This is a genomic window from Ruegeria sp. O6 (genome assembly GCF_056535045.1).
Genome location: NZ_JBQERM010000010.1, coordinates 13,193 through 35,989 on the forward strand (window position 1 = coordinate 13,193; position 22,797 = coordinate 35,989).

Genomic DNA, 22,797 nt, shown 5'->3' on the forward strand with positions numbered 1-22,797 from the left:
CGGTTAACCTCATTATTGGGCGGAGGATTTTCTATGTCATCGAAACTACTTGCCGAGTTCTTCGGCACGTTCTGGTTGGTTCTGGGGGGGTGCGGCAGTGCCGTTCTGGCGGCAGGTGTCGCAGATGTCGGCATCGGTTGGCTTGGTGTTTCCTTTGCCTTTGGCCTTACCGTTTTGACGATGGCTTACACGGTCGGCCCAATCTCGGGCGGGCATTTCAACCCGGCGGTCAGTTTGGGCCTGATGATTGGAGGGCGGTTTCCGGCCAAAGACCTTCTGCCCTACTGGGTCGCACAGGTCGTTGGCGCAATCGCTGCCGCAGTGGTTCTGTACCTGATCGTCAGCGGGGCACCCGATTTCGCAGGTGTCGGAGGGTTCGCGTCAAACGGGTATGGTGAGGCCTCGCCGCAGGGATATTCGTTGATGTCGGCTTTGATCATCGAAATCGTGATGACGGCTTTCTTCATTTTGATCATTCTGGGCGCGACGTCGGAAAAGGCACCCGCCGGGTTCGCTCCGATTGCCATCGGTCTGGCGCTGACCCTGATCCACCTGATCTCAATCCCGGTGACGAATACCTCCGTCAACCCGGCGCGCTCAACCGGCGTTGCCCTGTTTGCCGACGGCCCTGCACTCGCTCAGCTCTGGCTGTTCTGGGTGGCCCCCCTGATTGGCGGCGCAATCGGCGCTTTGATCTGGAAAGCAATGTCCTCGGATGACTGATCCGCGCGGGAAAGGTAATTATCCCGTTTACTGAAAAACACGGTATCCTTCCGTCAAATCTGGCTAGGTCACGGCCTTTGGTTCAACGGGAGGATACAATGAAGATATTTACCACAGCACTTTTCCTAAGCTGCGCCGCGACGGCAGGCTGGGCCGAAGACAAATGGCTGAGCATCCCGCAAGCCCCCCAGATGCCCGCCGCCACCGAAGCGGGCACGGTAGAGATCAACGGCATAGACATGTATTACGCCACGTATGGCGAGGCGGGCGGCACCCCGGTTCTGATGATCCACGGTGGGCTTGCCCATGGCGATGTCTGGGCCGCGCAGGTTGCCAACCTGTCGCAGGATCACAGGGTAATCGTGGCGGATACGCGCGGGCACGGACGATCCACCAACGATGGCAGCCCCTATTCCTACGCGTTGTTGTCGCAGGATTATCTGGCGCTGCTGGATCATCTGGGTGTCGATCAGGTGCATCTGGTCGGCTGGTCCGACGGGGCAAATATCGGGTATTCAATCTCGACCACCAACCCGGATCGGCTGGCCAGTCACTTTGCCCATGCAGGCAATGTCACGCTGGACGGGATTGATCCTTCGGTGGAAACCAACGAGGTGTTTGGCACTTATGTGGGCATGATGGCCCAAGATTATGCGGCCAAGTCCCCGACTCCTGACGGGTTCGAGGCATTCCTTGGTGGCGTTGCCGCCATGTGGGGCACCGAAAAACCCGGTGGGCTTGAGGCGCTGTCATCGATCACCGTCCCGACACTGGTGGTTCAAAGCGCACATGACGAGGCCATTCTGATGGCGCATTCACAAGCAATTGCTGACGCGATTCCGGGCGCCAAGTTGCTTGTTCTGGATGATGTCAGCCACTTTGCATCTTTTCAGGATCCCGGTGCCTATACCCGTGCCATCCGCGATTTCATCGACCAATAGGCCAAAGAAAAAGCCCGGCGTTTGAGCCGGGCTAAATCATCTTATTCGGTAACGGTAACTTTTTTCATCACATCCGGTGAACCGATGATCGCACCGTTCTGGCCATCGCCCCGCTTGATCGCGTCGACCACATCCATACCGTCGGTCACCTGACCAACCACGGTATACTGGCCGTCCAGAAACGGGCCGGGGGCGAACATGATGAAGAACTGCGAATTGGCCGAATCCGGATCGCTTGACCGGGCCATGCCGACAACACCCCTGTCAAAACTCACGTCCGAGAACTCGGCAGGCAAATCCGCGCGATCCGACCCGCCGCGCCCGGCATAGCGCATGTCGAAGCCGTCCGCGCCCGAGTTGCCGTATTGCACGTCGCCGGTTTGCGCCATGAAGCCATCGATTACGCGATGAAACACGACGCCGTCATACTGACCGTCAGCAGCCAGAGCGGTGATCTGTTCCACATGCTGGGGTGCCACATCTTCGAACAGGTCGATCGAGATTGTGCCATTGGCCCCTTCCCCTTCGACCTCGATCTGCAAACCGCTGGCCAGCGCCGGGCTTGCCAGCAGGGCAAAAGCCGCAGCCAGTTTATGCATCTGCGGCCACCTTGACGCTGATCATGCGGTCCGGGCTTGCAGGCGGCTCGCCGCGTACAATCGCATCGACGTGCTCCATCCCGTCGATGACCCGGCCATAGACCGTGTACTGACCGTTCAGGAAGTGATTGTCCTTGAAGTTGATGAAGAACTGCGAATTGGCCGAATCCGGGTTCTGCGAGCGCGCCGCGCCCAGCGTGCCGCGATCATGGGGCAGCTTGGAAAATTCTGCCGGAACATTCGGCAGCGACGAACCGCCGGTGCCCGCCATGCGCAGGTTGAACCCGTCTTCCATATCACCATGCTGCACGTCGCCGGTTTGCGCCATGAAACCGTCGATCACACGGTGAAACGCCACGTTGTCATATTCACCGCCACGGGCCAGTTCCTTCATCCGCGCACTGTGCAACGGCGCTACATCCGGCAGCAGCTCGATGACGACATTGCCGCCTTTCAGCTCGATGATGATTGTGTTTTCGGGGTCTTTGATCTCGGCCATGAGGCCCTCCTGTCGTTTATCTTGCGCAAATACCTATGACGCACGCGTGCGAATGCCAAGTGACGCATTGACCTGAGGGCAAAATGCAGGAAAAGAACCGCCTAAATCGGTTGCCAACGACAAGGATCGCACAATGGGCTGGAAAACACTGGACGATATGGACCTGAACGGCAAACGCGTGCTGGTGCGTGTGGATATCAACGTGCCCGTGGTTGACGGTGTTGTGACCGACGCCACCCGTATCCAAAGGATCGTCCCCTCGGTGCGCGATATTCTGGCCGCTGGCGGCAAACCGATCCTTCTGGCTCATTTTGGCCGTCCTGGTGGCGAACGGCGTGAAAGCCTGTCACTGAAACAACTGGTCCCGACTTTGGAAAGCGCTTTTGGTGCCAAGGTTCTGTTTGCTGCCGATTGCGTCGGGGCCGAGGCGGAACTGGCCGCCGGAGCCTTGCAACCCGGTCAGGTCCTGCTGCTCGAAAACACGCGCTTTCACGCGGCCGAAACCAAGAACGACGCCGATCTGGCCGCTGGGATGGCCAAGCTGGGTGATGTCTATTGCAACGATGCGTTTTCAGCCGCGCACCGCGCCCACAGCTCGACCGAGGCTATCGCCCGTCTGCTGCCGGCCTGTGCGGGCCGTCTGATGCAGGCCGAGTTGCAGGCGCTGGAAAGCGCGCTGGGTGCACCCAAGCGCCCGGTAACGGCGGTTGTTGGCGGCGCCAAGGTCTCGACCAAGCTGGAACTGCTGGGTAACCTGATCGACAAGGTCGATTGTCTGGTGATCGGTGGTGGTATGGCGAACACATTCCTTGTCGCCCAAGGCATCAGCGTTGGCAAATCTCTGGCTGAAACCGCAATGAAGGACACCGCCGCCGAAATTCTGGCCAAGGCCGAAAGCTCGGGCTGCCAGATCGTCCTGCCGCTTGATGTTGTGGTGGCTGAAAAATTCGAGGCCAACGCACCCCACAAAGTTCTGCCCGCCGATCAATGCCCTGCGGATGGCATGATCCTGGACGCGGGCCCTGAAAGCATCGCCGCGATTACCGCGATTTTCGACAAAAGCCAAACCCTGATCTGGAACGGCCCGCTGGGCGCGTTCGAGCTGGAGCCGTTCGACGCGGCCACCAATGCCGCGGCCCTGAAAGCCGCAGCCCTCAGCCGGTCGGGTCAGCTGATTTCGGTCGCGGGTGGCGGTGACACGGTTGCGGCGCTGAACGCGTCGGGTGCGGCCAAGGACTTCACCTATATCTCGACCGCAGGTGGTGCGTTCCTTGAATGGATGGAAGGCAAAACCCTGCCGGGTGTCGCTGCGCTGGAACACTAAGCGACACTCACCGCATTTGGCCGCTTGTCAGGGTTCATGGTATTATCCCCTATTTGAATGGGGGATAATACCATGAGGTCATTATACCTGCTCGTCCTTCTCGCGATGCCGTGGCCTGCAACGGCACAATCCAGCTGCGGTGGCCAGACACAGCTTGACGCAAATTTCTGTGCGAAAGAACAATGGGAAGCCGTTGACCGCAACCTCAACCGGTTATGGAAACAGATCAAGCCGGTCGCTGATGCGCGTGGCAACGGCGATGCCCTTCTGGCGGAACAACGTGCGTGGCTAAAGACACGGGACGCCACTTGCGACAAGGAACTGTCCGGCGGCGGCAGCGCTGCGCCGATGTTCTACTGGACCTGTATGAAAGAGCAGACGCTTGCAAGAAATCAGCAGCTTCAGTCCTGGCGCTGAGCTTTGACCGGGACGCACACGAAATACTGATGAAAAAACCGAATCAGGGGATTCACAACCCGAATCGCCTGTGACATAGTGCGATCAGAGGCTCGGAAAGAGCCCGTTATTGAGGCAAGTTTTCATACGGCGGTAAACAGAGTGTCCCGTTCCCATCGGCCCGGTTTGGGTGCAGTTCTCTTCTTCTCGGTGGCTTTCATGCTGGGTGTGTATTTCACCTTTGCAGCCGTTCAGGGGGATTACGGCCTGTTTCGGCGGGTCGAAATTGCGGCGGAACGGGACGCTCTGTCACGCAGTCTGGAAAAACTGAATGTCAAAATCGCCGAGATGGAAAACCTGACACGGCGTCTGTCCGACACCTATCTGGATCTGGACCTGCTGGACCAGCAGGCGCGCTCGGTTCTGGGTATGATCCGGTCGGACGAAATTGTGATCCGCTGATCAAGGACCCTTTTCAGAAAAGGCAACACACGCCCGGCGTTTCGGCGGCTGGGATGCGCCGTGGCGAACGCTGCGTCACATTTCCCCTCGCCAGAAAGCCCCAAATGCTTTATGAGATAGTTTAACGCTAAACTATCTGTCCGAAAGGGGGAGATCGCCACGATGGCTGCGCGAAAAACCACAAAGAAACCAAATGTTTCTGCGGAAGAACTCCAGACATACTACCGCGAGATGCTGCTGATCCGCCGATTCGAGGAAAAGGCCGGTCAGCTTTATGGCATGGGCCTGATCGGTGGGTTCTGCCACCTTTATATCGGACAAGAGGCCGTTGTTGTCGGGCTCGAGGCCGCTGCAGAGGAAGGCGACAAGCGCATCACCTCGTATCGCGACCACGGTCACATGCTGGCCTGTGGCATGGATCCGGGCGGCGTGATGGCCGAACTGACCGGGCGCATCGGTGGCCTGTCCAAGGGCAAGGGCGGCTCGATGCACATGTTCTCGAAAGAAAAGCATTTCTACGGCGGGCATGGTATCGTCGGCGCGCAGGTTCCGCTGGGCGCGGGGCTGGCTTTTGCTGACAAGTACAAGGAAAACGGCCGCGTGACCTTCACCTATTTCGGGGACGGTGCCGCGAACCAGGGTCAGGTGTATGAGACCTTCAACATGGCGGCCATCTGGGGCTTGCCGGTGATTTTCGTGATCGAGAACAACCAATACGCCATGGGCACCGCTCAGTCCCGTTCGACCTCGACCAAGGACATCTTCCATCGCGGCGAGGCATTCGGCATTCCGGGCGAGATCGTCAATGGCATGGATGTGCTGGCGGTCAAAGAAGCGGGCGAAAAGGCTGTCGCGCACTGCCGCGCGGGCAAAGGCCCCTATATCCTGGAAATCAAGACCTACCGTTATCGCGGCCACTCGATGTCCGACCCGGCCAAGTACCGAACCCGCGAAGAGGTTCAGAAGGTCCGCGAACAAAGCGACCCGATCGAACATGTGCGTGAGCTGCTGCTGACCGGCAAGCACGCGACCGAGGATGACCTGAAAGCGATCGACAAGGAAATCAAGGAGATCGTCAATCAGGCCGCCGAATTCTCGAAAGAAAGCCCCGAGCCTTCGGTCGAAGAGCTCTGGACTGACATTTACGCCTGAGAGGACGAATAAGACATGGCAACCGAAATTCTCATGCCCGCCCTTTCCCCCACGATGGAAGAGGGCACGCTGGCCAAATGGCTGGTCAAAGAGGGCGATACCGTATCCTCGGGCGACATCATGGCCGAGATCGAGACCGACAAGGCAACGATGGAATTCGAGGCCGTCGATGAAGGCATCGTTGGCAAGATCCTGATCGCCGAGGGCACCGAAGGGGTCAAGGTGAACACTCCTATCGCCGTGCTGGTCGAAGAAGGCGAAGACGCCTCGGCCCTGCCCGCGGCAGCCCCCGCAGCCGCAGCGGCGCCCGAGGCCGCCCCCACAGCAGCCCCGGCCCCGGCTCCTGCCGCAGCGGCCCCCGCTGCTCCAGCGGTGGACCTGTCACCCGACTGGCCCGCGGATGCCGAGATGAAGTCCGAAACCGTGCGCGAAGCCTTGCGCGATGCAATGGCCGAGGAAATGCGCGGCGATGAAAACGTCTATCTGATGGGCGAGGAAGTCGCCGAATATCAGGGGGCCTATAAAATCTCGCAGGGCCTGCTGGATGAATTTGGCTCCAAACGCGTGATCGACACCCCGATCACCGAACACGGGTTTGCCGGTATCGCGGTGGGTTCGGCCTTCGGCGGTCTGAAACCGATTGTCGAATTCATGACCTTCAACTTCGCCATGCAGGCGATTGACCAGATCATCAACTCTGCGGCCAAAACGCTCTATATGTCCGGTGGTCAGATGGGTTGCCCCATCGTGTTCCGGGGCCCCAACGGAGCCGCCGCCCGCGTGGCCGCACAGCACAGCCAGGACTACGCCGCATGGTACATGCAGATCCCCGGCCTGAAGGTCGTCATGCCCTATTCGGCTGCTGATGCCAAAGGTCTGCTGAAATCGGCCATCCGCGACCCCAACCCGGTTGTGTTCCTGGAAAACGAAATCCTCTACGGTCGCTCTTTCGAGGTGCCGCAGGTGGATGACCTGACCATTCCGCTGGGCAAGGCCCGCATCTGGCGCGAGGGCTCGGACGTGACCATCGTCAGCTTTGGCATCGGCATGCAATACGCGCTGGAAGCCGCCGACAAGCTAGCCGAAGATGGTATCAGCGCCGAAGTGATCGACCTGCGCACCATCCGCCCGATGGACACTGGCGCCATCATCAACTCGGTGATGAAGACCAACCGTCTGGTGACAGTGGAAGAAGGCTGGCCGCAGGGGTCCGTCGGCAGCTACATCAGTTCGGTCGTGATGCAGGAGGCGTTTGATTACCTCGACGCACCGGTCATCAACTGCACCGGCAAGGACGTTCCGATGCCCTATGCCGCCAATCTCGAAAAGCTGGCCCTGACCACCACCGATGAGGTGATCGCCGCCGTCAAACAAGTGACCTACCGGTAAGGAGCGACAGACAGATGCCTACAGAAATTCTGATGCCCGCCCTGTCCCCGACGATGGAGGAAGGCACGCTCGCCAAATGGCTGGTCAAGGAAGGCGACACCGTCTCCTCCGGTGACCTGCTGGCCGAGATCGAAACCGACAAGGCCACGATGGAGTTCGAGGCCGTTGACGAAGGCACCATCGGCAAGATCCTGATCCCCGAGGGCACCGAAGGGGTCAAGGTCAACACCGCCATCGCGGTTCTGCTGGAAGACGGCGAAAGCGCCGATGACATTGGCACGGCTCCGGCTGCTGCACCGGCGGCTGCCCCCGCAGCCGTCGCGGGCAACGAGGCTGCCGCGCCAGCGGCACCCGAGGCGCCCGCCCCTGCCCCGGCCGCTCCGGCCAAGGCTGATGGTGGTCGGATTTTTGCCTCGCCTCTGGCCCGCCGGATTGCTGCGCAAAAAGGTCTCGACCTGACGCAGATTGCCGGTTCCGGCCCGCATGGTCGCATCGTCAAGGTTGATGTCGAAGGCGCAACTGCCACCGCTCCGGCAGCAGCTCCTGCCACTGCTCCCGCCGCCGCCGCGCCCGCAGCTGCCCCTGCAGCTCCGTCTGGTCCATCGGCGGATATGGTCGCGCGGATGTACGAAGGCCGCCCGTACGAGGAAATCAAGCTCGACGGTATGCGCAAAACCATTGCTGCACGCCTGGGCGAGGCCAAACAGACCATTCCGCATTTCTACCTGCGCCGCGATATCAAGCTGGATGCGCTGTTGAAATTCCGTGGTCAGCTGAACAAGCAACTCGAAGGCCGTGGCGTCAAGCTCAGCGTCAATGACTTCATCATCAAAGCCGTTGCCAATGCGCTGCAACAGGTTCCGGCCTGTAATGCCGTCTGGGCAGGTGACCGGGTGCTGCAACTGAAACCGTCAGATGTGGCTGTTGCGGTCGCAATCGAAGGCGGGTTGTTCACGCCGGTCCTGCAAGACGCTGACATGAAATCCCTGTCAGCCCTTTCGACCGAGATGAAAGACCTTGCCGCCCGCGCCCGCGAGCGCAAGCTGGCTCCGCATGAATATCAGGGCGGCACCTTTGCCATCTCGAACCTGGGCATGTTCGGCATCGACAATTTCGATGCTATCGTGAACCCGCCCCATGCCGGAATTCTGGCCGTCGGCACCGGCGTCAAGAAACCGGTTGTCGGGGATGATGGCGAGCTGACCGTGGCAACGGTGATGTCTGTCACCATGTCGGTTGACCACCGGGTCATCGACGGCGCGCTGGGGGCCGAGCTGCTCAAGGCCATTGTCGACAATCTGGAAAACCCGATGGTCATGCTGGCGTAAGCCATACCGAGCTCGCAAAAAAAAGGCCGCCTCCAATATCGAGGCCGCCTTTTTTGTTAGTTTAAATCGACCTACTGATCTTTGCCCAGCATGTGGTCCATCGAGATTGACGGCTGATCGCATCCGGCCTCGCCCACGATCTTGGCCGGGATACCGGCAACGGTCTTGCACGGCGGAACGTCCTGCAACACCACCGAACCGGCAGCGATACGGCTGCAATGGCCGACTTTGATGTTACCCAGAACCTTGGCCCCGGCCCCGATCAGAACACCGTCTCCGATTTTGGGATGGCGGTCTTCCTCTTCCTTGCCGGTTCCGCCCAGCGTCACCGAATGCAACATCGACACGTTGTCTCCGACCACGGCGGTCTCACCGATGACGATGGAATGGGCGTGGTCGATCATGATCCCCTTGCCGATCCTTGCGGCCGGGTGAATGTCGATGCCGAAAATCTCCGACGATCGCATCTGGAAGAAATAGGCCAGATCAAAGCGTCCCTTGCGCCACAGCCAATGCGCGACGCGATAGGCCTGCATGGCCTGATAGCCCTTGAAATACAGGATTGGCTGCAGCAACCGATGGCAGGCCGGATCACGCTCGTAAACCGCCATCAGGTCGGCGCGGGCGGCTTCCAGCAAACCGGGATCGTTAGCATAGGCCTCATCCACGATCTCGCGCAGAACCATCATCGACATTTCGTTCGAACACAGCTTGGCCGCGATCCGATAGGACAGCGCTCGCTCAAGGCTGCGGTGATGCAGGATACAGGCGTGCACAAGCCCGCCCATAAGCGGTTCTGTCTCGACGGCTGCTTGGGCCTCGGATGTGATACGGTTCCAGACCGGATCGACCGGTGTCACGGGGCTGCGTTTTTCAAACATAGCTTTTGATCCTTTGCTGCGCCTAGAATGCCATTTAGTGGCAAAAAGGCCAAACGCAAACCCGTGATCCGCGATACAACGAAAATGAATGAGTCCGAGCGCACATATTTTGAAACACGAATTCACGAGCGTCTGGCCGAACTGGATCAATTGTCCGCATCAGGCCAGCAGGCTCAGGCCGTTGTTGAGCTGGATCAGCAGGCGGTTGGTCGGCTCAGCCGCATGGATGCGTTGCAAAACCAGGCGATGGCAAAGGCGCAACAGGTGAATCGCAATGTCGAAACCCGCCGCCTTCAAGCCGCGTTAAAGCGGCTGGACGAGGGGGAATACGGATATTGCGAAGATTGCGGCGACCGTATTCCCGATGGGCGATTGTCTCTGAATCTGGCCGCCAGCAAATGCGTCAGCTGCGCGACCGGGTGATCAGAAACTCGGCAAGATGGTGCAAAACCATCGAAAAACACTGACAGTATTGCAAATCGTCAAACCCCGGCTCATCGGCCAGCACCCTGTTGCGCGCAACCGCCATCAGCGATCCGTTGCCGTAAACCGGATGCAGCTGACCCGTGCGCGCCCGGTGTATGTCGGCCAGTTCCGCTTCATGGATCATCCGGACGCATAAGCGGGTCCGCTCTGGCGGCGGCGCCGCCAACAAGGCGCGCGCCGCGGCACTTAGATCACCGTGCAATAGCGGTCGCATCGTGCCGCTTACCCGACAACCAGACGCGCCATCGCACCGGGGCCGTAAATGGCCGACACCTGCGCAATCCCGACCTCATATGACCCGGTCAGACCATCTGCCGCCTTCAATGCCACCGAATATGACCACCCTGGCAGGGATGTCATCTCTTCACGGATAAGGGTTCCCCCAGCAAAGACACGCACAAGATAGGATTCGCTTTCCTCGCCCAGCGGAACCTCCAGCCCTGACCAGTCATCCCCGTCCAACCGGGCGCGCCGCACCCAGGTCAGGTGATCGCCGGTTACGTCGGATCGCACCCGAAGGTGAACCGGGGAATACGGGCGCAAACCATTGCCGTCGAATGAGGCGATCAGGTGCTGGTAAGCCGGATCATCGTAGCCGCGGGTCGCCGGGCCGATGCGATAGTGTTTGGCCAATCCCCGCTCGGTACGCAACAGGTTGATCTGCTGCACCTGATCGTTCAGCAACACGAATATAGACCCATCCGGCCAGACATCCGGCATCAGGGCATCCGACCCCAACTGGCCTCTCAACCGCCCGGACAACGCGTAAACGCCGGGGGACTCAAGCGTGGCATCCGAGAACTGGAACACCTCCCAGTTGCCGGGTGTTCCGTCGCCGATGGCCGCCAGATTGACACCGTTCAGAACCGCGCCACGCGGACGCGATTCCAACTGACCGGCCAACAGCCGCACCTTCACGGCCGGGCCTTCGTCCCAGACGCCGATACTGGCGCGCCTCAGCGGTGTTTCGGTCACGCCCACAATGGCCTGACCGGGGATCACATCACTCAGGCTGTACCCCTCATCGGTTGAGGAGGAATAAACCGTCGCGGCCCCCGGCCAGGGATCAGCGGTCACCGCAAGATAAGGTGCATGCGGGACCTCTGCCCCGGTGATCAGCGGCAGGTCCAGAAACACCGGCAGCACGGGAACGGGCGCGGCATAGGGTCTGACAACCGCCGGGTCGTCGCGCAATTGCGATGCCTTATACACGCCCTGTTCAACCCGAACCGCCTCGACCAGTTGCAGATCGGCCGATTCCAGTCGGTCAATCCGGTAAAGGGGGCTGTTTTCGGTCTCTGACAACCGCACCAGATCACCTGCGCCCAGATGCAGCAGCGATGGCGGCAAGGCAAACCGCACCGTATCGCGGGAAACACGGGCCTCGCTCAACCAGCGCTCAGCCGTTTGCCGGCCTTCGGTGCGTGTCATGGATAACGGCATCTCATTGACCGAGACAGAATGCGTGCTGTCCTCGGGCAGAACTGCCTCTTCCGCAACCAGATCGTGATCCGCATCCGACTGGACAAAGCGCAGGCGCACGCGGCCCGTCATCTCGGCCTCGGCTTCACGCCGGTGTTCAACCGTGCCATCCAGATCACCGCTGATCGCCAGATTATCGGGGTTCAGGGCAATCGCGCCATAGCCATCGCGCATCTGAAAGCGCAAGATGCCGTTCCGTTCGATCGCGTCGAACCCATAGCGCAGCATCAGCGGCTGCAAAGCCGACCGCGCATTTGTCACATCTTCGATGACATATCCTCGAACCACGCCGTAAAGCCCGGAAACATCGATATCCGTCACCCCTGCCGCGTGGCATATTTCAGTCACGACCGAGGCCAGCGTGCGCGAGCCGGACCGGCCATTCAGCCAATGCCCCCGGTCATAGTTTGCCCCATCATCCCACTGGCTTCGCAGATTGGGAAAGGTCGGAAACGGGCGGGTATCCCACGCCCAGACATAAGCATTCGCCAGATCCAGCATTGGCCCGCCATAGACTTGCGACACCGGGTTGATGTTCGGGTCGCTCCAATATCCAAGTGTCGCCGCAAGGTACTGGACCTGAATGAAATCGTCGCGCAGCCCGTTTGAATATGCGGGCAGCAGCGATTCAGACGATTTCGGGTCCAGAAACTTGTTCGGCTGGTTCGTGCCCTTGTCGATTGCCGCACATCCCAACTCGGTAAACCAGATCGGCTTTGATCCGGGCACCCAGTCGGTCGGATTGGGCTGACGAACGCCACCGATCCGCTCGTGGTGCAGATTTGACCACCAGCCGCGCAGGTCCTTGTAGCGCCAGACCCATGGCTCATCATGCTCCTGATCTTCGATGGGCGTTCTGATCTGTGCCTCGGCCTCTTCCGGCGCGGCATAATACCAGTCATACCCCTCGCCGCCCTCGATATTGTCGCGCAGATACCCAAGGTCGTAGACCGACGGCGCACCTGCCTCGGCGTCCACGTGGTTTTCTCCATCACGCCAGTCGGACAAAGGCATGTAGTTGTCGATGCCAATGAAATCGATGTTGTCATCCGCCCATAACGGGTCGAGGTGAAAATACCTGTCTCCGCTTCCATCCGGCTGGTATCCGAAATACTCGCTCCAATCCGCCGCATAGCCGATCTTGGTCTCTGGCCCCAGAATCTGGCGTACCTCTGCCGCCAGCGCACGCAGTTGCGCAACGGCGGGAAACCCCGAAGCCCCGCGGATCTGAGTCAGGCCACGCATCTCGGACGAGATACAGAAGGATGACACCCCACCAGCCGCCTTGCACAACATGGCATAGTGCAGAATGAACCGGCGCAGGCCCCATTCCTGCGGGCCAGAGTATTTGACGATCTTCGTGGCCGGAACCGGACCATTGCCAAGCAAGCCGCCAAACGTGCCGCCACCGTTTACCCATTGCAAATCGCCAGGCCCGCGATCATCCGGCCGCCCGCCAAGCACCGGGCCCGAGCCTCTGACGCCGCCGTTGCCACCGCCCGTTTCCGCCGGGGCGTCAAAGCCTTCGTTGATCGTAAAATCCGTAGCACTCGCGGTTCCAAAGAACGCAGCCACCTGCGCGTCCGCCGCAGCGGTCTGATCAGCAGACCCTGCGCGCCCCGGTGCCACATCCAGTGTGATCCGTCCCCGCCAGGGCAGATGGGGCTGGCTTGCGGCCTCCGACCAGGGATCAGGCAGCCCGTTTCCCGGCAATTGCTCCATCAGGATGAACGGATAGAACATGACCCGCTTACCCGACTGGTTGAGGTGTCGGATCGCCTCGACCACCGCCGGGTCTGCGGGTGTTCCACCATAGACCGGGCGGCCGTCCTGCCGCGCGACCTGGCCCGCCGTGCTGCGGACCTGATCCGACACGATCCACGGCATGTTGCGGCTGTCCGTGCCACTCTGTTCGACCTTGGGCCGGATCGTGCATGTGCCGCATCTCAGATCGTCACCGAACCACGAAACCACCAACGAGGCCGCATCGCAATTTGGCAGCTCGGTCTCCAGCGCACGGGTCGAGCTCACAAGATCCGATACACCGGACGCGGAATGCGCATTGGCCGCCCAGCTTGTCCCGGATTGCGTATAATTCACCTGCGAACGGGCCAGCGCATACTCGCCCGTACCCGGTATCATCGCCACGCCCCGCACGATCTGCGGCAGGGCGCTTGGGTAATCCGGCATGTCGCGCTGCGCGGGGCGCACCACCTCGAACGAGAACTGCGGCACCCGGTTGCCAAAACTCGCAAGCGGGAAATCCTCGATCACGACATAGGCTGTACCGCGATAGGCCGGCACCGTGCCCGCCCCTTCGATTGCTTCGATCAGGGGATCGGGCAACTGGTCCTGCGTGCCGTGATAGATGCGCATGTTCAACCCGGATCGGTCCTGTTCTTCCCCGTCTGCCCAGATGCGCCCGACATCGGCGATTTCACCCGCACCAACGGCAATGGCCAGCGAAATCGAATAGCTGTAGCTGACGGTGGTCACTTCGGGGGCCTTGGGTTTGCCTTTGCCCCCGCCTCCGCCGCCCTGCGTTTCCCGGGTCTCGGTCTCCAGAAAGTCCGAGGCCCAGATGACCTGACCGCCCACGCGCATACGCCCAAAGACAGTGGTCACCGGCGCGCCCTCGCCGGTTTCCGTCAGCCTGAACCGGTCCATGCGGCCTGTTTCGACGACTTCACTGCCACTGCCCATGACGGATTGACTGAAGAACCTTTGGTCGATAACCCGCCCGACCGTCGCGCCAATGGCCCGGCCGATGATCGCGGTGGACAGGCCCGCAACGGTGCCACCGATTGACCCGCCCAGCGCGGCCCCGGCAGCGGAAAGAAGAATAGTAGCCATCAGAGCACCTCCAACGGGAATTCGAAACAGGAAACGACCCTGCGACGCCAAGGGCCGCTCAGCGCGTTCTCGACGACGCCATGGCCGGAATAGGCGTGAATGAACCTCGGCTCAGAGCCTGCGACGCTGACGATGCCAAGATGTTTGGCCACGCTGCCATCGCGCATCCGGAACAGCAGCACATCTGCGACCGCAAAATCGGCGGCCGTTTTTTCGACCAGATGCCGCCGCGCCGCCGCCCACATGCGTTCCTCGCCCTGCGGCTCGGACCAGTCCAGACTGTAGACCGGAACCGCCTCGGGCTCCTGCCCGATCACGGCGCGCCAGACGCCGCGCAGCAGGCCCAGACAATCCGTGCCCGCCCCCTTGGTCGAGGCCTGATGCACATAAGGCGTCCCCAACCAGCTGCGCGCTTCTGCGACAATATCCTGCCTGTGCATCATCACCTCAGGCTCCCTCCGCTGTTGGCTTTGCTCTGTTTGGGAACGGCCATCACCCAGTCTTCGCCCGGAAGATCTGGAAAGCCCTGAAAGTTCAGCAGGTTGTTGAACTTCAGGCGGCAGGTCTCCATGCGTTTGTCGCACCCCGCCCGCAGCCTGACCATGTCACCCGGCACCAGGCTTTCCCCGAAACCGGACCAGAGCGTGATTTGCCGCCCTTCCGCTACCTGCCCGTCATGCTTGATTGAAGACCAAAGCCCCTTCGCCGCTCCCGACACTACGTCGACCCTGCCGCGCTCGAACCACCCGTCATCGATGGTTCCCCCGCCTGCCACAAGCAGAACGGTTCCGCCATCGAAACCGGTGACGGCGCCCTCGATCCAATAGCCGGGCGTATCCATGTCGAACCGACAAGTCCGATCCCCCAATACGGCAGTACAAGGCTTCTGATACACGCGCCCCAACGGGCGGTTCAGCAAATCGGTCAGGCCACGCAGCTCGGCGTGGAATGCGCCGCCTGCGCGCCGCAATTCCCCGATCGAACCCCGGAACTGAAGGATACGCTGATCCGGGTCGGCCCAGTTGACCAGCCACGCGCGCACCTCGGCCCCGTCGAACCGCCCCGCCTCGATATCCTCTTCGCGAATGGCCGCATCCGACAGCGCGCCCATGGCTTCGGTGTTGTCAATGGACAGGCCGGTGGCCTGTTCGATGGCCGCCGCCGTCAATCCGGTGCTGGCCCTGAACGTCAATCCGTCAAAGCCAAGCTCCAGATCGTGATCGGTGAACCCGTATTCCTGACCATCCCGGCGTCTGATCGCCCAACACCGGCACACGGTTGTCATCCCGCTTTGCAGATGCGCGTGCAGGCCCTGTTCATCCACAGCCATCAGACACGCACCTCGACCACAGGAACGTTCGGCGCCTCTCCGGCCTGAAAACTGGCGACGCTGGTATGGATCTTGTCGGTGTCAAACCGTACCGGTACATCGAATTCGAACCCGGCGGTGATATCCACCTCTTCCGGTGGCGGGTCGGCAAAGGTGATCCGGCCGGTTGCCAGATCGACCTCGAATTCCACACCCTCCCGGATCTCATCCTGATCCAGCCCCAGACGCACCGTCCCCAGCACCGGCTTGACGATGGGGCGGGCATAGCTGACCCCGCCCGAGCTGTAGGTCTTGATCAGTTGAAACTCGGTTCGCACACCGTCGCCGCGTGCGATAACCTGATCTCCGACATCGACATCCAGCGTGGCCTTGCCGGATTTGAAATCCGACCAGTCCTTCCAGCGAAACCCGTACATCTGGCCCTGCCGCGCCTCGAAGAACGAAATCAGCGTCTCGATATCGTCCAGCGAGCGCATCCCCAGCCCCGCATCATACCTGCGCCGGGAATGGGCCCAGGGCGTGTTGCGTTCTTCGAACCCGTTGGCCAGCGTCACGATATCCGTGCGCCGTTCGGGCCCCCCGACCGAGCCAAAGCTCAGGCTGGCGGGAAATCTCACCTCGTGGAAAGTCATCACCTGCTCCCTGATTTACCTGTTGCGATTGCCGCGCCCCAACGCACGGCTCATCTGTGCTGCAATCTGTCCCTGCGAGCGGCGGAACCCCTGCACATCCGGGGTCGTGATGTTCATCACCACATTCACCGAACGCCCGCCGCCCTGCGTGCGCACGCCCAGCTTGCCGTCCGCGCCACGCGCCAGCGGCATGATCGCCTCGGGGCCGGCCTCGCCCATCAGCCCGGTGCCGCCCCGCATTGGAAACATCGTCGGGCTGCTGACCACGCCGCCATTGGCAAACGGCATCACCCGGCCCTGGCTGAAACTGCCACCATCGGCAAAGGGCAGAAGACCCTGCACTAACCCGCCGACCGAGTTTGCGAGCAACCCACCGAAATGATCCGTCACCGGCTTGATCGCGGCGGCATAAGCCGTTTGGATCAGCGAGTTCTTCAGCACATCCAGCGCGCCCGACAGGCTCATCCCGTCCAGAACCACACCATCAAAGGCCTTGCGCAAACCGCTGGACATGCCCCGCTCCAGCGTAGCGACATCCTTGCCGGTTTCCTCGAACGCAGCGCTGATCCGCTTCATCTGGCTGTCAAACGCCGCAGCCATCGTCGCAGCATCACCCAGGGCATCGCCCAGCGCCGCGCCCCGTTCCTGCAAGTCGTCAAACCCGTCACGATCCGTCATCACGCTCTCCTTGTTGCTTGTCCGGGAAGGCGGCCAGCAGCGCGTCAAGGCCTGCCCGGTTCATCGCGGGCATCCCGGCACCCTGCCCCAGCATCAGCCGCAGTTCTGCCGGGGTCAGACGCCAGAACTGGTCCGGCGTCAGCCGCAGCCCCAGAAACCCGGCCCGCATCAGGGCCGGCCAGTCGAACCCGCTCATGTCGTATCCGGCACCATGAAGGCGCGGGCCAGCAGTTCGGCCGCCGCTTTGGCCGCAGCCATCGGGCCGCCCTCGATCTCGGCATGAAACAGGTCGGCGCGGGTGGCATTCCGGCCTCCGCCCCGCAATCCGGCAACGATCAGCGCCAGCACGTCACTGCTGGAATACGCGCCACCCTCGAACCGCTGCACCAGCTCGACCAGGGATCCGGTGTTCAGCTCCTGCTCCAGTTCCGCCAAAGCGCCCAGCGTCAGCTTGAGCACCCGCCGCTCTCCATCGATGGTCAGTGCCACCTCGCCCGTCCACGGATTGGCCATGCGATTACAGCGCCGTAAAGCTCAGCGCACCGGCGCTTGCCATGCTCATCTCATAGGTCGCCTCACCGTTGTGTGAGCCCGCATACTCGATGCCCGTCACCTGAAACGCCCCCTCGACAATGCCGAAATCGGGGATGATCACCTGAAACGCCGGGGTCTCGCCGTCAAAAAACAGCTGCCGCGCACGTTCGTCCGTACCTGCATCCTTGAACACGCCCGAGCCGGAAATCGAGGCCGATTTGACCCCCGCCCCCGACAACAGCTCGCGCCAACCCCCCTGACTTTCCAGACTGGTGACGTCCACGCTTTCGGCGTTGAAACTGATCCGCGTGGCCCGCAGGCCCGCAATGGTCTGGAACAGGCCCGTGCCGTTCATATCCACTTTGACCAAAAGGTCTTTTCCGTTCTGGGCAGCCATGTGCTCTCTCCGTTGATTGCTTAGTCGTCTTCCACGCGGGCGCGGAATCTCAGGTCGATCTGGCGGATGCTGCCGCTGGTCCCGGTCCGCCGAGCCGAGGCGCGCTCGAACCACAGCCCGACCAGATGCCCGCGGCTCAGAACCAGCGGCGCATTGTCCAGCGCGTCACACACCGCCCCAGCCAGCGTCTTTGCCGCGCCAAACCCGGCGGCTTCGGACACCACCGAAACCGTAAAGCGGTGGATCGCACCCGCGCCCGACCGGTCCGAAGCGTCGCGGACCTCTTCCGGGCCCAATGTCACATAGGTCTGCGGAACCGTTCCCGTCGGCACCGCGTCATAGATCGCGCCACCGGACTGGCCGCTGACATCCGCATCCCCGGTCAGGTGCTGAAACACCGCCGCCTGCAGGGCGGCTGATACGCCATAACTCATGCCGCCACCTCTTCATCCGCGAAACAGGTCAGGTACTGGCCGCGCGCGTCGCGCTCAGCCACGGCGCGGATGACGAAACGGCGATTGCCTTCGCGAAACCGCTGATCCGGCGCCGGGCGCATGGTCGATCCCTCGGGCGCGCCCCGCACCACGATGCGATACCCCACGCGCGAGACGGAAACGCCGGCGATCTGCCGTTCCGCGCCACTGCGCGCCGTGACCTCGGCCCACAGCGTTCCCAGCGCGGCCCATGCCTCGGTATATCCTCCGGCCCCGTCAGCGCTGCGCATCGGGGCCTCAAGGACCAGCTTGCGGTTCAGACGCGGCGTATTCATTGCACCACCCCCGCACCAAAGCGCACCATCCGATAGCGCTGGATCAGGCTGGTGACGCCAAACGGCATACACCCCGCGCCCAGCGCGGTCTCGTCCCGGTATTCGTAATAGTGCGCGGCCAGCAACAGTACCGCCTGGCCCAGATCGGCGGGCAAACCGGCCCAATCCGTGGCCATCCCGGCCGTGAAGGAGATCTTCACCGCACCCCCCGTTTCAATCGCAGGCAGGGCCGACCCGACCGGCCGCAACCGCGGGCGCTGGCCATCGCGTTCCAGCCGATACACCGCCGCATCCGCAACGGTTTCAGAACCTGCCGCATCGGTCAGCGTCACGGCCTGCACCGATGTCACCGGAGCAACCGGCAAAACCTCGCCCGACGGATCGCGCCAACCGCTCAGGCTCCATGAAAAGTCGCGCTCGATCAGAACCTTACCGGTGCGCGCCTCAATCGCGGCCATGGCCGCCCGCAGGAACCCCTTCAACACCTCGTTCTGAACGTCATCCTCGGCAAAGCCCCTGCCCAGCCGCAGATGCGCCTTGAACTGATCCACCGGCAGCGCCGCATCCGCGATGGCGGTTTCTTCGATCAACATCATCCATTCACTCCGCAATCTCGGACCCCACCGGGGGCCTCAGTCAGGAAAATGACGGGCACGCGCCGCCCCACGTTGCTCGGACGGAGGGGAGCAGCTAGACAACGCGGGGGATCTCACCCCGGCCCGCGCCCGCCGCCCGAGGGGCCGATGGCCCCCCGGATTCGCCACCGCTTAGGCGATGCCGAATTTCACCAGCTTGATGGCTGCAAAGTCGCTCACATCGCCGCCCACACGCTTGGTCGCATAAAACAGGACATGCGGCTTGGCGCTGAACGGGTCGCGCAGCACGCGCAGATCGGGGCGCTCGGCGATGGTGTAACCGGATTTGAAGTCGCCAAACGCGATCGAGAAGCTGTCCGAGGCCGCGTCCGGCATGTCCTCGGCAATCAGTACCGGATAGCCCATCAGGCGCGCGGGCTCACCGGCGGCCAGACCGTCCGACCACAGGAAACGGCCATCGCTGTCTTTCAGCTTGCGGATCACACCCGCCGTTTTCGAGTTCATGACGAATGTGCCATTGACCCGGTATTGCGCGCCCAGCGCATAAACCACATCGACAATCGCATCCGCATCGACGCCGCCATCGATGCCGGTGGCAACATACCCCAGGCTACCCCAGGACCATGTGTCATCGGAAACCGCACGGTGGATCATCAGACCCTTGGGTTTGTCCACACCGTCACCCGTGATAAAGGCCGCCGCCTCGGCACGGGCGAACTTGTCGGCAATCCGACCGGCCAGCCAGCCCTCGACATCGAACGCGCTGTCATCCAGCAAGCGCTGCGAGGCTTTGGGCAGCGCGCTCAACTCGTGCAGCGGGATCGAGATGCGATCGATCGACGGGGTTCCGGTTTCGGAAGTGGCCGAATTCTCATCTGCCCAGCCGGCACCGACATCGGTATGGTCGATCAGCACATCGAACGAATTCGCCTCGACATTCACCACCGACGCAATCGAACGGATCGACGCAGTTGCGTTCAGAACCGACTTGATCGTCTCGGCAGTCTGCGGATCGACCAGATACCCGCCATCGCTGTTGACGGCTGTGGACAGCGATTTGCTCTCCATCTCCAGCCCGCGCAACCCGTCATCCTCGCCCGAGCGCACATAGGCGTCGAACGCCTTCTGGTGCGGGGCACCGTCCAGGGTCGAGGCCGCAAGATGCGGGCGCGCCGCGATGGTTGATTTACGATCCAGCATGGTCAGTCGCTCTTCTGTCTGTTGCAATTTGGTTTTAACTTCAGCCTTCAGGCCCTTGAATTCATTCACGAAGCCAGCCATCGCCTGCTTCACCTCCTGAACCAGGGGCGCACCCTCTCCGGTCAAGGCCGGGATCTCGGTCTTGCTCATCAGCATGTCCTGTTTTTGGGTGGGTTTGAGGCGCGCTAGGTCCGCGCCAGCTCCTGCCGGGCGTGGTCAAACACCTCGGCAATACTGCGCCAGGTGTTCTCGGCGTCGGGGTCGCTCCCCTTTGCCGCCACCCGCGCACTGGGCAGCATCGGGAAGGTCACCAGCGACACCTCCCACAGCTCCAGTTCCGTCAGGACCCGCTGGCCCTTGTCATTCTTTACGGCCCGTTTGGTGCGATAGCCGATCGACAGGCCATCCATCGCACCCGCCCGGATCAGCTCGGCCGCTTCCCGGCCTTTCTGGGTGCTTTCCAGCAGGCGACCCTTGACCCACAGGCCCTTGTCGTCTTCGCGCACCTCGTCCCAGACACCAATGGGTTGCGCCGGGTCGTGCTGCCACAGCATCTTGACCCGCTGACCCGCCTTGGCGAGCCCCTCAAGCGAGGCGCGATAGGCCCCGCGTTGCACCGTATCACTGCCCTGATCGACTTGCCCGAACAGGCTGGCATAGCCTTCGATCATCGCATCCTCGGTCACTGACAGGATGTCACCGAACCCTGCGAACTTATGTTCTAAATCCATGAACTTCTCCATGTAACCCACTGAACTTATGGCGTTACCACCAGAAATGACTGAAACGCCTGCGCCAGGATCACTGCGGCCACGCCATAGACCGTCAGCCACAGCCGTTTCTCCAGCCGCTCCATCATCTCTTCGATCTGATCCAGCCGCCTGCACAGATGCGCGTGCTGGATCTCGGCCACCCGCTCATGCGCGGCCAGACGTAGCCCCGGCGCGCAGTCGAACGGCGGATACCCCTCAGCCATCGGCACGCTCCGGCAACCCCAGCAACCTGCGTTTTTCTACATCGCTCAGGAATTCCGCCCGGTTGACCCGCGCCCATTGCGCATCCCGCTCGGCGGACAGGGCCGTTACCTGATCCAGATCGGGTTTCAGGATCAGATCCTCACCGGTAAAGCCCGTCAGCCACTCCGACACCGCCGCCGCCACCCGCGTCACCAGGGGCAGCACGGTCAGGCGGTAAAACGCCCGGTTGGCCTCCTGATAGTTCGAATAGGTCGCGTCGCCCTGTATCCCCAGCAGCATCGGCGGGACCCCAAAGGCCAGCGCGATCTCGCGGGCGGCGGCTTCCTTGGTCTTCTGAAACTCCATGTCCGAGGGGGAAAAGCCCATCGGCTTCCAATCCAGCCCCCCCTCCAGAACCATCGGCCGACCCGCATTGCGCGCCCCGCGATAGTTCTGCTCGATCTCGTCGGACAGGCGGCGGAACTGCTCCTCGGCCATCATTCCGTGCCCATCACCGCCCTTCCACACCAGCGCCCCCGAGGGCCGCGCGGCATTGTCCAGCAGCGATTTCGACCACCGCGAGGCGCTGTTGTGCACATCAATCGCCGTCGCCGCCGCTTGCATCGGTGAGAACCCATAATGATCATCCTGCGGGTGGAACGTCTTGATATGACAGATGGCCTCGGCCGCGAACCGGTGCGTCTTGCCGCCGACGCTGTAATCATAGGCCTTGGGCCACCCATCCGCCCCCGGCACCACGCTCATCCGGTCCGAGCGCAGAACATGAAGCTCAACCGGCAGCCCGTCCTCAGCCTGCACCGCCTCGACATAAGCATTGCCCGACAGCAGCAACTGCCCGAACAGGGCCTCCAGCATCTCTGCCCGCCCCTGCGCCGCATTCGGGCGTCGCAACAGGGCCAGGATCGGGTGCGCATCGAAACGCTGCCCCTGACCCTGCAAAATCAAGGGCAGAGCCGCCGCCGATTCAGCAATCAGCTTGACCGACCGAAACCCCACCGGATTGCCCGAAAACCCCGTCCGCGTCAGAGACACCGTGTCCCGCGGGCTCCACGCCACGCGCCCGCCGGTCTGCCACGCCACCACAGGCCCCGTCGCGCTCGCCTTCGCCTCGGGCGCGCTCCCAGCCGATCCACGACGCAAGAAATCGAATACCATCTGTGCTCCTTTCT

Annotated in this window: 28 protein-coding genes; 9 read left to right on the top strand and 19 right to left on the bottom strand. The window is 61.8% G+C overall.

The window, feature by feature from the left end:
• Positions 1-33: 33 nt before the first annotated feature.
• Together aqpZ and ACR0DY_RS13460 are read left to right on the top strand one after the other, a co-directional pair.
• The gene (gene aqpZ / locus ACR0DY_RS13455; RefSeq protein WP_480473355.1) at positions 34-723 is read left to right on the top strand and encodes an aquaporin Z; all 690 of its coding nucleotides are present in this window, start codon (positions 34-36) and stop codon (positions 721-723) included.
• A 98-nt stretch (positions 724-821) separates the two neighbouring features.
• A complete protein-coding gene (locus ACR0DY_RS13460; RefSeq protein ID WP_480898459.1) occupies positions 822-1,664 on the top strand; it encodes an alpha/beta fold hydrolase in 843 nt (280 codons plus the stop codon).
• Positions 1,665-1,705: 41 nt separating this feature from the next.
• Here ACR0DY_RS13460 and ACR0DY_RS13465 read toward each other — a convergent pair whose 3' ends face one another.
• A complete protein-coding gene (locus ACR0DY_RS13465; RefSeq protein ID WP_480898461.1) occupies positions 1,706-2,263 on the bottom strand; it encodes a peptidylprolyl isomerase in 558 nt (185 codons plus the stop codon).
• A complete protein-coding gene (locus tag ACR0DY_RS13470; protein ID WP_209503601.1) occupies positions 2,256-2,762 on the bottom strand; it encodes a peptidylprolyl isomerase in 507 nt (168 codons plus the stop codon). The genes ACR0DY_RS13465 and ACR0DY_RS13470 overlap by 8 nt, the downstream gene beginning before the upstream one ends.
• Positions 2,763-2,895: 133 nt before the next feature.
• Between ACR0DY_RS13470 and ACR0DY_RS13475 the strand changes: the two genes are divergently transcribed.
• The 6 genes from ACR0DY_RS13475 (at position 2,896) to ACR0DY_RS13500 (ending at position 8,813) form a co-directional block, all read left to right on the top strand.
• Positions 2,896-4,086 (top strand): phosphoglycerate kinase, encoded by a 1,191-nt coding sequence (locus ACR0DY_RS13475; RefSeq protein WP_480898465.1) that lies wholly within the window; start codon positions 2,896-2,898, stop codon positions 4,084-4,086.
• Between the two features lie 72 nt (positions 4,087-4,158).
• Entirely contained in the window at positions 4,159-4,503 is a 345-nt protein-coding gene (locus ACR0DY_RS13480; protein WP_480898468.1) for a lysozyme inhibitor LprI family protein, read from the top strand.
• Between the two features lie 141 nt (positions 4,504-4,644).
• Entirely contained in the window at positions 4,645-4,944 is a 300-nt protein-coding gene (locus ACR0DY_RS13485; RefSeq protein WP_480480429.1) for an FtsB family cell division protein, read from the top strand.
• A 162-nt stretch (positions 4,945-5,106) separates the two neighbouring features.
• Complete coding sequence (gene pdhA / locus ACR0DY_RS13490) at positions 5,107-6,096, top strand: pyruvate dehydrogenase (acetyl-transferring) E1 component subunit alpha (protein ID WP_209503593.1); 990 nt, start codon at positions 5,107-5,109, stop codon at positions 6,094-6,096.
• Positions 6,097-6,111: 15 nt separating this feature from the next.
• Positions 6,112-7,485: a pyruvate dehydrogenase complex E1 component subunit beta gene (locus ACR0DY_RS13495; RefSeq protein ID WP_480504756.1), complete on the top strand. Its 1,374-nt coding sequence runs from the start codon at positions 6,112-6,114 to the stop codon at positions 7,483-7,485.
• Between the two features lie 14 nt (positions 7,486-7,499).
• Positions 7,500-8,813, top strand: a complete 1,314-nt coding sequence (locus ACR0DY_RS13500; protein WP_480492986.1) for a pyruvate dehydrogenase complex dihydrolipoamide acetyltransferase — start codon at positions 7,500-7,502, stop codon at positions 8,811-8,813.
• A gap of 71 nt (positions 8,814-8,884) precedes the next feature.
• Here the strand turns inward: ACR0DY_RS13500 and cysE are convergent, their stop codons facing one another.
• Entirely contained in the window at positions 8,885-9,694 is an 810-nt protein-coding gene (gene cysE, locus ACR0DY_RS13505) for a serine O-acetyltransferase (protein ID WP_480473363.1), read from the bottom strand.
• An 84-nt stretch (positions 9,695-9,778) separates the two neighbouring features.
• Between cysE and ACR0DY_RS13510 the strand changes: the two genes are divergently transcribed.
• Positions 9,779-10,117 carry a TraR/DksA family transcriptional regulator gene (locus tag ACR0DY_RS13510; protein ID WP_480826450.1) on the top strand — a complete coding sequence of 113 codons (339 nt, stop codon included), beginning with the start codon at positions 9,779-9,781 and terminating at the stop codon, positions 10,115-10,117.
• Here the strand turns inward: ACR0DY_RS13510 and ACR0DY_RS13515 are convergent.
• The 16 genes from ACR0DY_RS13515 to ACR0DY_RS13590 form a co-directional block, all read right to left on the bottom strand.
• Positions 10,098-10,394, bottom strand: a complete 297-nt coding sequence (locus ACR0DY_RS13515; protein WP_480545415.1) for a DUF7742 family protein — start codon at positions 10,392-10,394, stop codon at positions 10,098-10,100. The genes ACR0DY_RS13510 and ACR0DY_RS13515 overlap by 20 nt on opposite strands.
• Positions 10,395-10,402: 8 nt before the next feature.
• Positions 10,403-14,365 (bottom strand): baseplate multidomain protein megatron, encoded by a 3,963-nt coding sequence (locus ACR0DY_RS13520; RefSeq protein WP_480898531.1) that lies wholly within the window; start codon positions 14,363-14,365, stop codon positions 10,403-10,405.
• 149 nt (positions 14,366-14,514) lie between these two features.
• Positions 14,515-14,958, bottom strand: coding sequence for a C40 family peptidase (locus tag ACR0DY_RS13525; RefSeq protein WP_480545413.1), 444 nt, complete (start codon positions 14,956-14,958; stop codon positions 14,515-14,517).
• Positions 14,958-15,845 carry a DUF2163 domain-containing protein gene (locus ACR0DY_RS13530; RefSeq protein WP_480517450.1) on the bottom strand — a complete coding sequence of 296 codons (888 nt, stop codon included), beginning with the start codon at positions 15,843-15,845 and terminating at the stop codon, positions 14,958-14,960. Before ACR0DY_RS13530 ends, ACR0DY_RS13525 begins: the two co-directional genes overlap by 1 nt.
• Entirely contained in the window at positions 15,845-16,477 is a 633-nt protein-coding gene (locus ACR0DY_RS13535; RefSeq protein ID WP_267364987.1) for a DUF2460 domain-containing protein, read from the bottom strand. The genes ACR0DY_RS13530 and ACR0DY_RS13535 overlap by 1 nt, the downstream gene beginning before the upstream one ends.
• Before the next feature lie 15 nt (positions 16,478-16,492).
• Positions 16,493-17,155, bottom strand: a complete 663-nt coding sequence (locus tag ACR0DY_RS13540; protein WP_480480413.1) for a phage tail tape measure protein — start codon at positions 17,153-17,155, stop codon at positions 16,493-16,495.
• Positions 17,142-17,351, bottom strand: a complete 210-nt coding sequence (locus tag ACR0DY_RS13545; RefSeq protein WP_480480411.1) for a rcc01693 family protein — start codon at positions 17,349-17,351, stop codon at positions 17,142-17,144. The genes ACR0DY_RS13540 and ACR0DY_RS13545 overlap by 14 nt, the downstream gene beginning before the upstream one ends.
• Complete coding sequence (locus ACR0DY_RS13550) at positions 17,348-17,668, bottom strand: gene transfer agent family protein (protein ID WP_480545411.1); 321 nt, start codon at positions 17,666-17,668, stop codon at positions 17,348-17,350. Before ACR0DY_RS13550 ends, ACR0DY_RS13545 begins: the two co-directional genes overlap by 4 nt.
• A 4-nt stretch (positions 17,669-17,672) precedes the next feature.
• A complete protein-coding gene (locus ACR0DY_RS13555) occupies positions 17,673-18,086 on the bottom strand; it encodes a phage major tail protein, TP901-1 family (protein ID WP_267364994.1) in 414 nt (137 codons plus the stop codon).
• Positions 18,087-18,106: 20 nt separating this feature from the next.
• Positions 18,107-18,520, bottom strand: a complete 414-nt coding sequence (locus ACR0DY_RS13560) for a DUF3168 domain-containing protein (RefSeq protein ID WP_480480409.1) — start codon at positions 18,518-18,520, stop codon at positions 18,107-18,109.
• Positions 18,517-18,855: a phage head closure protein gene (locus ACR0DY_RS13565; protein WP_480480407.1), complete on the bottom strand. Its 339-nt coding sequence runs from the start codon at positions 18,853-18,855 to the stop codon at positions 18,517-18,519. Before ACR0DY_RS13565 ends, ACR0DY_RS13560 begins: the two co-directional genes overlap by 4 nt.
• The gene (locus tag ACR0DY_RS13570) at positions 18,852-19,451 is read right to left on the bottom strand and encodes a head-tail connector protein (RefSeq protein WP_480480405.1); all 600 of its coding nucleotides are present in this window, start codon (positions 19,449-19,451) and stop codon (positions 18,852-18,854) included. Before ACR0DY_RS13570 ends, ACR0DY_RS13565 begins: the two co-directional genes overlap by 4 nt.
• Before the next feature lie 171 nt (positions 19,452-19,622).
• A complete protein-coding gene (locus ACR0DY_RS13575) occupies positions 19,623-20,801 on the bottom strand; it encodes a phage major capsid protein (protein WP_267365002.1) in 1,179 nt (392 codons plus the stop codon).
• A 35-nt stretch (positions 20,802-20,836) separates the two neighbouring features.
• Positions 20,837-21,394 (bottom strand): HK97 family phage prohead protease, encoded by a 558-nt coding sequence (locus ACR0DY_RS13580; protein ID WP_480480403.1) that lies wholly within the window; start codon positions 21,392-21,394, stop codon positions 20,837-20,839.
• A gap of 14 nt (positions 21,395-21,408) precedes the next feature.
• Positions 21,409-21,627 carry a GTA head formation protein, RCAP_rcc01685 family gene (locus tag ACR0DY_RS13585; RefSeq protein WP_480480401.1) on the bottom strand — a complete coding sequence of 73 codons (219 nt, stop codon included), beginning with the start codon at positions 21,625-21,627 and terminating at the stop codon, positions 21,409-21,411.
• The gene (locus tag ACR0DY_RS13590) at positions 21,620-22,783 is read right to left on the bottom strand and encodes a phage portal protein (RefSeq protein ID WP_267365008.1); all 1,164 of its coding nucleotides are present in this window, start codon (positions 22,781-22,783) and stop codon (positions 21,620-21,622) included. Before ACR0DY_RS13590 ends, ACR0DY_RS13585 begins: the two co-directional genes overlap by 8 nt.
• Positions 22,784-22,797 lie beyond the last annotated feature (14 nt).